Source organism: Micromonospora echinofusca, from assembly GCF_017614955.1.
Taxonomy (GTDB): Bacteria; Actinomycetota; Actinomycetes; order Mycobacteriales; family Micromonosporaceae; genus Micromonospora; species Micromonospora echinofusca_A.
The window spans coordinates 22,856-31,714 of sequence record NZ_WVUH01000034.1; the positions used below are offsets into that span (position 1 = coordinate 22,856).

An 8,859-nucleotide genomic window follows, 5' to 3' on the forward strand; every position below is an offset into this window, starting at 1 on the left:
ACCCCGCGAAACCCTCGACCGACGACCCCGAACGGAGTGACCCGACATGCGGACCGCCACGCGGACGACCGTGCGTACCCCGAGCGACCTGCTGGACCTGGTGGGCCAGGACCTGGGCGCCAGCGAGCCCCAGGTGGTGACCCAGGAGCAGGTGGACCGGTTCGCCGACGTCACCGGGGACCACCAGTGGATCCACGTCGACGTCGAGCGGGCCCGGTCCGGGCCGTTCGGCACCACGGTCGTGCACGGGTTCCTGACCCTGGCGCTGGTACCGCGGCTGCTGGCGGACATTCTCGTCGTGGAGACGTTCTCGATGGGGGTCAACTACGGACTGGACCGGGTCCGGTTCGTCCGGCCGTTGCCGCCGGGTGTCGAGATCCAGGGCACCGCGCGGCTCGTCTCGGCGAAGCCGATCGTCCCCGCCGGGGACGGTCCGGCGGGTGTGCAGGCCAAGGCGTCGGTGGCGGTGGAGTTCGCGGCGGACTCGCAGCCCTGCTGCGTGGCGGAGATCCTGTTCCGGTACCACGACTGAGCCGGGCGGCGGGTCCGCCGGCCGCGTCCGGCGCCGGCGGACCCGACCGGTCGCCGGTCGCGCCGGGCCCCGGCGGATCCGCCGCCCTGTTGCCGGTCGCTCCTACTCCGTGGGCGCGTCGGACGGTGCGACGAACCGGCCCCGGTAGAACGACAGCGCCGGCACGTTCGTCGGTTGCAGGTGCACGTGGTCGACGTCCAGCAGGATGATCACGTGGTCGCCGCTGGTGATCACCTCGTCGCGGCGTCCGGCGAGGACCGCCGGTGTGCCGGGCAGCAGCGGGACGCCGTCCGGGCCGGGCACCCAGGACACGCCGTCGAGCCGTTCGGCGCCGGACAGGCCGGAGGTCGCGAACCGTCGGGCCACGTCTTCCTGACTCTGGCTGAGGATGTGGATCGCGATGCGGTCGGACGCCAGCAGGGTCGGATAGCTCGACGAGAGGCTGGTGACGCAGAACAGCACCTTCGGCGGCCGGAGCGACACCGAGGTGAACGAGTTCACCGTCAGCGCGGCGACGGTGCCGTCGCCGGTCACCGCGGTCACGGCGGTGACCCCGGTGGGGAAGTGCCCGCAGACCTGGCGGAACGCGGCGGAGTCGAACAGGGGCTCGGCCATCATCGGTTCACCGCCGGGTCGCAGGGGTCGGGTGGGGACGGAGTCCGTCCTGGAGCTGGATGAGGCACAGCGTGTGCCCGCCGGGGTCCTTCACCAGGTGCAGGCGTCCGTGCGGGCTGGCGACGGGTCCGACGGTCGGCGTACCGCCCAGGTCGCGGACCCGGCCGAGCGCGTCGTCGAGGGACGCGACGGCGAAGTAGGTGATCCACTTCGACGGGATGAGGTTGGGCCAGGCGTTGTCCAGTTCGAGGACCCCGGCGACCGGTACGTCCCCGAGCATCAGCAGCGTGTAGGGGCGGCCGGTCGGCGTGTCGGTGCGCTGCCGGACGGTGTAGCCGAACAGGGACCGGTAGTAGGCCACCGACCGGTCGGGCTCCCCGGTGTCCAGCTCGTTCCAGCACAGCGCGCCGACCGAGTTGAGTGCCTGGACCCCGGCGCGGGACTCGCCCTGGTAGAGGCCGAAGGCGGCGCCGAAGGGGTCGACGACGGCCGCACCGGTGCCGGCTGCGGGCAGGTAGCGCGGCGGGGTGACCAGTTCGCCGCCGAGCGCGACCGCCTGCTGCGCGGACCGGGCCACGTCGTCGACCGCGAAGTAGGTGAGCCAGCCCCGGGGGCGGCCCCCGTGCAGGGCGGTGGCGTCGGAGATGCCGGCGACGTCGCGCCCGTCGACGCTGCACATCCGGTAGGTCGTGGCGCCGAGCCGTTCGGCGCGGACGGTCCAGCCGAGCAACGACCGGTAGAACGTCTCGGCCCGCCCGGGATCCGGTGTGCAGAGTTCGACCCAGACGGCCTCGCCGGGCCGGAACGGCCGGCTCATCCGGACACCACCGGGGCGGTCCGGCCCGCCACGATCGTGCGCGCCGAGACGTCGTACGCGTGGGCGGGGGACCCGGTGGCGAGGCTCGACTCGACGACCTCGACCACCGCCCGCAACGTGCCGTGCGGTACGGCGAGGAGCGAGTCGACGAGGTCGTCCACCTCGCGGTCGAGGTAGGTGTCGGGGACCACCCGGACGACCAGGCCCCAGGCGAGCAGTTGGGCGGCGGTCGCGGTCGCCGCGCCGGTGAGCAGGTGGTACGCGTGCGGCCGGGGCAGGGTCCGGGCGATCAGGTGGCCGACCCCGGCGGGGGCGAAGCCGTAGCGGGCCTCCGGGAGCGACAGCCGGGCGTCCGCGGCGGCGACCGGCAGGTGTACCGCGCCGAGCAGGCCGGCACCGAATCCGATGACCTGTCCCCGCACGGCGGCGACGACGGGTACCGGGAGCTGCCTGATCCGGTGCAGCGCGGCGTCGCTGTCGCGCAGGCCGGCGGAGACCGTCTCCTGCGTCGCGTCGGCCAGCCGGGCGAAGGACGAGGTGTCCCAACCGCCGCAGAAGTGCCGGCCGGCCATGTCGAGGCGGATGACCGCGCAGGTCCCGTCCGCTGCGGCGGTCTCCAGGGTGTCGACGAGTTCCCGGAGGGTGGTGTCGTCGAAGCAGTTGCCGCGTGCCGCGTTGTCGTAGCGGACGCGGGCCACGCGTCCCTCGTGCCCATGGGTGAGTGTGATGGTCACGAGGCGGATCATACATACCGGTCGGTATGAATACAACGCCCCTGGCCGGCGGGGGTTTGACACACGAACGTCATGGACGAGATACCCGCTCGACCCGTTGACTTGATACCGGCTGGTCGGTACTTTGTGGCGAACGTCACCGCCGGCTCACACCGCAACCTGACGGGTCCATCGCTGTGAAGGACACCCCATGATGATCACGAAAACCCTGCGCTCCCGGCGGCCCCTGGCGCTGGCCGCCGCCCTCGCCATCGCGAGCGTCAGCCTCACCGCGTGCGGTGGGTCCGACGCCGAGGACACCGGCCGGTCCGGCGCGGTGACCGTCCGGGCGCTGCTCGCCGCCCAACCGGCGACGCTCGACCCGATCGTCGGCGCGCGCTCCGCCCAGATCGTCTGGGCGACGATGCTCGAGACCCTGATCGACACCGACGACAACCTCGCCCCCACCGACACCGGCCTGGTGACGAGCTGGACCCGCACCGACGCGACGACCTGGACCTTCAAGGTCCGGCCCGACATCAGCTTCAGCAACGGCGAGAAGGCGGACGCGGCGGCGGTCGCGAACACCATCCAGCTCACCCGGGACGCCGCGGCCTCCCAGCTGAAGTCCTACTTCACGAACGTCAGCGCGATCGAGGCACCCGACGCCACCACGGTCGTGGTGAAGACCAAGACCCCGCAGTACAACATCCCCGACCTGCTCACCACGGTCTACCTGGTGCCGCCGAAGTACTACCAGGAGAAGGGCTCGGAGGGCTTCGCCGCCGCCCCCGTCGGCACCGGCCCGTACGTCTGGGCGGGCGCGAACGCCGGCCGGGACATCTCGGTCAAGAAGAACCCCGACTACTGGGGTACCAAGGCGGTCAACGACGGCATCACCTTCACCTGGGCCAACGAGGCCGCGCAGCGGCTCGCGCTGATCCAGAGCAAGAGCGTCGACGTCTCCTTCGACCTGCCGCCCGCCCAGGCGGCCACCGCCAAGAAGGCCGGCGTGAACGTGGTGAGCACCGAGACCGCGATGAAGATCATCGCGTTCCTCGACTCGACGAAGGCACCCTTCGACGACCCGAAGCTGCGCGAGGCCGCCGCCCTGGCCATCGACCGGGACGCGATCGTCAAGGGCATCTTCGACGGTCAGGCCGTGGCCGACGCCGGTCTGCTCAACGTCCGCCCCGGCCAGCAGCCGGCGCAGAGCGTGACCGCCGACCCCGCGAAGGCCAAGGAACTCGTCGGCGGGGCCGCCCCGGCCGTGCAGATCGCCTACCCGGCGGCGCAGTACACCAACATCGAAGAGGTCGCCCAGGCCGTCGGCGGCAGCCTCGAACAGGCCGGCTTCAAGGTGACCTACGTCCCGGTCGACTACGGCACGCTGGTCAAGCGGATCATCGGCCGTCAGGTGCCCGGCATCTCGATCTTCGCCGGGGTGCCGAACGTCGCCGTGCCGGACTACTTCGTCAGCGGGTTCATGAAGACGAAGTCGATCACCGGCAACTGCCCCGACCCGCAGATCGACCAGCTCGCCCAGCAGGCCCTCGAACAGAACGACGCCCAGCAGGCCGCCCCGATCTACGAGCAGCTCAACACGATCGGCGTGGTCGACAAGCACTGCTACGTCCCGCTGTACCGGCAGGTCTTCAACTACGCGACCGGCCCTGGTGTCTCCGGCGTGGTGTTCGGCCCGCTGAACACCGTGGACTTCACGAAGACGACCCGCTGACGATGTCCGACGCAGTACAGACGGAGGTGCCGGGCGACGCCGCCCGGCACCTCCGCGACCCCGGAACAGGCACCTCCGTACTGGTGGTCGACAACCTCGTCGTCGACCACCGCAACCGGACCACCGGTGAGGTCTTCCGCGCCGTGGACCACGTGTCCCTGCGTATCGACGCCGGCGAGAGCGTTGCCGTCGTCGGGGAGTCCGGCTCCGGCAAGACGACCCTCGCGATGGCGGCGACCGGGCTGGGGACACGGGGTGAGGGCGACATCCGACTCCTCGGCCACTCGCTGTCCACGATCAGCCGTACCCGGCTACGCCGGCTGCGACCCGAGGTCCAGGTGGTCTTCCAGGACCCGCACGGGTCGCTCGACCCCCGGCAGTCCGTCCGGTCCGGGCTGCGGGAGCTGCGGACACTGCAACCCCGGCGCACCTCCTGGATCGACGACACCGACCTGCTCGGCCGGGTCCGGCTCGCCCCCGAGATCCTCGACCGCTACCCGCACCAGCTCTCCGGCGGCCAGGCGCAACGGGTCTGCATCGCCCGCGCCCTGCTCATGCGTCCGCGCCTCATCGTGGCCGACGAGCCCACCTCCGGTCTCGACGTCTCCGTCCAGGCCGACGTGCTGGCCCTGCTCCGGGAGATCCGGACGACCACCGGCGCGGCCCTGCTGATGATCAGCCACGACCTGGCCGTCGTCCGTTCGCTCTGCGACGTGGTGCACGTGATGCACCGGGGCCGGGTGGTCGAGGCGGGCCCCTGCGAGACGGTCTTCGTCACCCCTGCGCACGACTACACCCGCGAACTGCTCGCCGCGATGCCCGGAGCACGATGGAGGTCCCGTCGATGAAGACCGGTACGGTCCGCCGGGTCGGCAGCCGACTGGCGTCCCTGTTCGCCTCCCTGCTCATCGCGCTCAGCCTGGCGTTCCTGCTGGGCCGGCTCTCCGGTGACCCGACCGCGACCATCCTCGGGCCGATGGCGCCGCCCGAGCAGCGCGCGGCGCTCCGCCAGGAACTCGGCCTCGACCTGCCGCTGGTCGTGCAGTACCTCGACTACCTCCGGGGCGTCTTCACCGGCGACCTCGGCCAGTCGTTGCAGTTCTACCAGTCGAACACGTCGATGATCCTCGACCGGCTGCCGTACACGCTGCAACTGGTCGCCGCCGGCATGGGCTTCGCCCTGCTCGTCGGCGTACCCCTGGGTGTGCTCGCGGCGACCCGGGAGGGCACCTGGTGGGACCGGGCCGCCTCCACCGTCGCCCTGCTCGGGCAGTCCGTGCCGGTGTTCTGGTTCGGCATGATGCTCGTGGTGCTCTTCGCGGTGAAGCTCGGCTGGCTGCCCGCCGGACAGTCCGGCACCCCGAAGCACCTGATCCTGCCCGCCCTGACCATGTCGGTGTACCCGATGGCGCACATCGCCCGGCTCACCCGGGCGTCGATGAGCGAGGCCCTGGCCGAGCCCTACATCGACTCCGCCCGCGCCCGGGGGATCACCAGCCGCCGGGTGGTGTGGCGGCACGCGTTCAAGAACGCCATGATGCCGATCCTGACGATCGTCGTGCTCCAGACCGGCATCCTGCTCTCCGGTGCCGTCGCGGTCGAGTACGTGTACTCCTGGCCCGGCCTCGGACAGCTCGCCCTCCAGGCCATCCAGTTCCGGGACTTCCCGCTCGTCCAGGCGATCGTGGTCTTCGGTGCGTTGACCTTCGTCCTGCTGAACCTGCTCGTTGACGTCGTCCACTCGATCGTCGACCCCAGGGTGAGGTGACCGTCGTGAGCCAACTCCAACTCGACCCCGCCCCCGGTACGGCGACCGCACCGCCGCGCCGGGCCACCCGGCGTGCGCGTACCCCGGTCTTCTGGCTGGCCCTGCCGCTGGCGGTGGTCGCCGTCGCGGTGTTCGTGCTGCCGCTGACCGGGCTGCTCCCCGAGCCCGGCCAGAACCTGGCCGCGACCCGCCAGCCGCCCGCCTTCCTCAGCGGCGGCACCTGGGCACACCCCCTCGGCACCGACAAGCTCGGTCAGGACGTGCTCACCCAGTTCGTCGAGGCGGGCCGGCTGACCATCCTGATCGGCCTGGTCGGCGCGCTCGTCGCCATCGGCCCCGGAACGCTGCTGGGCCTGCTCGCCGGCTACTTCCGGGGCGGGGTCGACCGAGTCATCTCGATCCTCATCGACGCCCAGCTCGCCCTGCCGTTCATCCTGGTCGCCCTCGCGATCATCTCGAACCGGGGCAGTTCGTTGCCGGTGCTGTTCCTGGTGCTGGCACTGACCGGCTGGGCGGTGTGCGCCCGGGTCACCCGCTCGGCGACCCTGGCGATCCGGGAACGGCAGTTCGTACTCGGCCTGCGCGCGGCCGGTGCGTCCGAGGCGCGGATCGTCCTGCGGCACGTACTGCCCAACCTCGCCGGCACGATCGTCGCCCTCGGCACCCTCCAGGTCGGTACGGCGATCCTGGTCGAGAGCGCGCTGAGCTTCCTCGGCCTGGGCGTGGTGCCACCGATGAACAGCTGGGGCGCGATGCTGGCGTCGGGCCAGGACGAGCTGAGCCAGGCCTGGTGGATCGCCTTCTTCCCCGGGCTCGCCATTACCCTGCTGGTGCTCCTGGTGAACCTGCTCGGGGACGCGCTGCTGACCCACCACGACCCGCGGAAGAGGCGCCGGTGACCGCACTGTTGAAGATCTCGGACCTGTCCGTCACCGCGCGGCTGGCTGGCGGCGACCTGCGTCTGCTCGACGGCGTCGACCTGGAGGTCCGGGGCGGCCAGATCGTCGGCGTGGTCGGGGAGTCCGGCAGCGGCAAGACCACCCTCGCCCGCTGCGTGGTCGGGCTGCTGGACCGCAACGTGCGCGTCGAGCAGGGTTCGGTCGCGTTCACCGGCGAGCCGGTGGTGGCCCCCGGCGTGGACCGCACCGACCGGGTGCGGGGCCGCACCGTCGGCATGGTCTTCCAGGACGCGTCGCGGTCGTTGAACCCGCTGATGAAGGTCCGCACCCAGCTCGCCGAGGTGCTGCGCCGCCACGTCCGCGACATCAGCCGGGCCGAGGTCGAGCGGCGCTCGGTGGAGGTGCTGGAGCAGATGCGCATCACCGACCCGGCCCGCGTCCTCGACAGCTACCCGCACCAGCTCTCCGGTGGGCTCCGCCAGCGGGCCGCCATCGGCCTCGCCGTCGTCACCCGCCCGTCGCTGGTGATCGCCGACGAGTGCACCACCGCCCTGGACGTCACCACGCAGGCCAAGGTCGTCGGCCTGTTCCGCACCCTGGTCGACGAACTCGGCATCGGCCTGCTCTTCGTCACCCACGACCTGATGCTCGCCAGCGACCTCTGCGACCGGATCGCGGTGATGAGCGGCGGGCGGGTCGTCGAACAGGGCGACGCCCTGCACGTCCTGGACCAACCGCAGCAGGAGTACACGCGGCGGCTGCTCGCCGCCATCCCCTCCTGGAGCTGAAGGAGAACCTGCGACACATGCCCGAACAGCCCGGCATCGACGCCTACGCGGCGTACCTCCCCGCGTACGTGCTCGACGACAACAGACTCGACGTGACCGGGCCACCGCGCCCGGGTGGCCCGACCCGGAGCGTCGCCGCGTACGACGAGGACAGCATCACGATGGCCGTCGAGGCGTTGCGGCACATCGCGGCCGACACCCCGGCCGGCCGGCAGTTGTTCCTCGCCACCACCAGCGCCCCCTACGAGGCGAAGACCTCGGCCGGGGTGGTGCACGAGGCCCTCGGGCTCGACCCGGGCGTCAGCGCGGTCGACCTGCGCGGCCAGCGATCCGGTGCGTCCGCCCTGGACGGGGTGCTCCGGGCCGACGCCGTGGCCGCCCTGGCCGACCTGCGGACCACCCGCCCCGGCGCCCCCGACGAGCTGACCCAGGGCGACGCCGCAGCGGCCTTCGTCGGCGGTGGCCGGCGGGCCGCCGAGCTGCTCGCCCGGGCCGGCCGGACCGTCGAGGTCCTGGAACGGTGGCGGCTGCCCGGGGAAGGGCACGACCGGGTCTGGGACGAACGGTTCACCGCCGAGATCCTCGTCGGCGCCGGCCGCGACGCGGCCCGCCGCGCCCTGGCCGGGGCGTCCCTCGACACCGTCGACCACGTCGTCGTCTCCTCGTCGAACCCGCGCGCCGCAGCGGCCCTGCGCCGGGCGCTCGGCGGCGCCGGGGCGGACGCGGAGGTCGAACGGCAGACCGGCTTCACCGGCACCGCACACCCGGGGCTGCTGCTGGCGGACGCGCTCGACCGGGCCGGGCCCGGTCAGACGATCCTGCTGGTGTCGGCCACCGAGGGCGCCGACGCGTTCGTCCTGCGGGTCGGCGACGAGGTGCGCGCGGCACGCGGCGGGCCGTCCGTCCGCGACCAGCTCGCGGCGCGGCAGCCGGTCGGCTACGGGCGGTACCTGCGCTGGCGCGGCCTGCTGGACGTGCAGGGACCGGCC

10 protein-coding genes are annotated in these 8,859 nt (G+C 72.2%); 7 read left to right on the top strand and 3 right to left on the bottom strand.

Annotated elements, in window-relative coordinates:
- Positions 1-46: 46 nt before the first annotated feature.
- A complete protein-coding gene (locus GSF22_RS06805) occupies positions 47-532 on the top strand; it encodes a MaoC family dehydratase (protein ID WP_208811953.1) in 486 nt (161 codons plus the stop codon).
- A 102-nt stretch (positions 533-634) separates the two neighbouring features.
- Here the strand turns inward: GSF22_RS06805 and GSF22_RS06810 are convergent, their stop codons facing one another.
- Genes GSF22_RS06810 through GSF22_RS06820 form a run of 3 tightly spaced genes read right to left on the bottom strand, consistent with a single transcriptional unit; the run spans position 635 to position 2,698 of the window.
- On the bottom strand, positions 635-1,150 hold the full coding sequence (locus tag GSF22_RS06810; RefSeq protein WP_208811955.1) for a flavin reductase family protein: 516 nt from the start codon (positions 1,148-1,150) through the stop codon (positions 635-637).
- A gap of 4 nt (positions 1,151-1,154) precedes the next feature.
- Positions 1,155-1,964 (bottom strand): VOC family protein, encoded by an 810-nt coding sequence (locus GSF22_RS06815; protein ID WP_208811958.1) that lies wholly within the window; start codon positions 1,962-1,964, stop codon positions 1,155-1,157.
- Entirely contained in the window at positions 1,961-2,698 is a 738-nt protein-coding gene (locus GSF22_RS06820; RefSeq protein WP_208811960.1) for an enoyl-CoA hydratase/isomerase family protein, read from the bottom strand. The genes GSF22_RS06815 and GSF22_RS06820 overlap by 4 nt, the downstream gene beginning before the upstream one ends.
- A gap of 190 nt (positions 2,699-2,888) precedes the next feature.
- On the opposite strand from GSF22_RS06820, the gene GSF22_RS06825 reads away from it, so the two are divergent.
- The 6 genes from GSF22_RS06825 to GSF22_RS06850 all read left to right on the top strand — a co-directional run.
- Entirely contained in the window at positions 2,889-4,415 is a 1,527-nt protein-coding gene (locus tag GSF22_RS06825) for an ABC transporter substrate-binding protein (protein ID WP_208811962.1), read from the top strand.
- 2 nt (positions 4,416-4,417) lie between these two features.
- Complete coding sequence (locus tag GSF22_RS06830) at positions 4,418-5,263, top strand: ABC transporter ATP-binding protein (protein ID WP_208811964.1); 846 nt, start codon at positions 4,418-4,420, stop codon at positions 5,261-5,263.
- The gene (locus GSF22_RS06835; RefSeq protein ID WP_208811966.1) at positions 5,260-6,183 is read left to right on the top strand and encodes an ABC transporter permease; all 924 of its coding nucleotides are present in this window, start codon (positions 5,260-5,262) and stop codon (positions 6,181-6,183) included. The genes GSF22_RS06830 and GSF22_RS06835 overlap by 4 nt, the downstream gene beginning before the upstream one ends.
- Before the next feature lie 5 nt (positions 6,184-6,188).
- A complete protein-coding gene (locus tag GSF22_RS35610; protein WP_208811969.1) occupies positions 6,189-7,082 on the top strand; it encodes an ABC transporter permease in 894 nt (297 codons plus the stop codon).
- Positions 7,079-7,870 carry an ABC transporter ATP-binding protein gene (locus tag GSF22_RS06845; protein WP_208811971.1) on the top strand — a complete coding sequence of 264 codons (792 nt, stop codon included), beginning with the start codon at positions 7,079-7,081 and terminating at the stop codon, positions 7,868-7,870. The genes GSF22_RS35610 and GSF22_RS06845 overlap by 4 nt, the downstream gene beginning before the upstream one ends.
- A gap of 17 nt (positions 7,871-7,887) precedes the next feature.
- The coding region (locus tag GSF22_RS06850) for a hydroxymethylglutaryl-CoA synthase family protein (RefSeq protein ID WP_208811972.1) at positions 7,888-8,859 on the top strand (972 nt) is incomplete at its 3' end.

Excerpts from the sequence above, each read along its gene's own strand:
- GSF22_RS06805 (WP_208811953.1), top strand. The coding sequence starts at position 47 with ATGCGGACCGCCACGCGGACGACCGTGCGTACCCCGAGCGACCTGCTG.
- GSF22_RS06810 (WP_208811955.1), bottom strand. The coding sequence starts at position 1,150 with ATGATGGCCGAGCCCCTGTTCGACTCCGCCGCGTTCCGCCAGGTCTGC.
- GSF22_RS06815 (WP_208811958.1), bottom strand. The coding sequence starts at position 1,964 with ATGAGCCGGCCGTTCCGGCCCGGCGAGGCCGTCTGGGTCGAACTCTGC.
- GSF22_RS06825 (WP_208811962.1), top strand. The coding sequence starts at position 2,889 with ATGATGATCACGAAAACCCTGCGCTCCCGGCGGCCCCTGGCGCTGGCC.
- GSF22_RS06830 (WP_208811964.1), top strand. The coding sequence starts at position 4,418 with ATGTCCGACGCAGTACAGACGGAGGTGCCGGGCGACGCCGCCCGGCAC.
- GSF22_RS06835 (WP_208811966.1), top strand. The coding sequence starts at position 5,260 with ATGAAGACCGGTACGGTCCGCCGGGTCGGCAGCCGACTGGCGTCCCTG.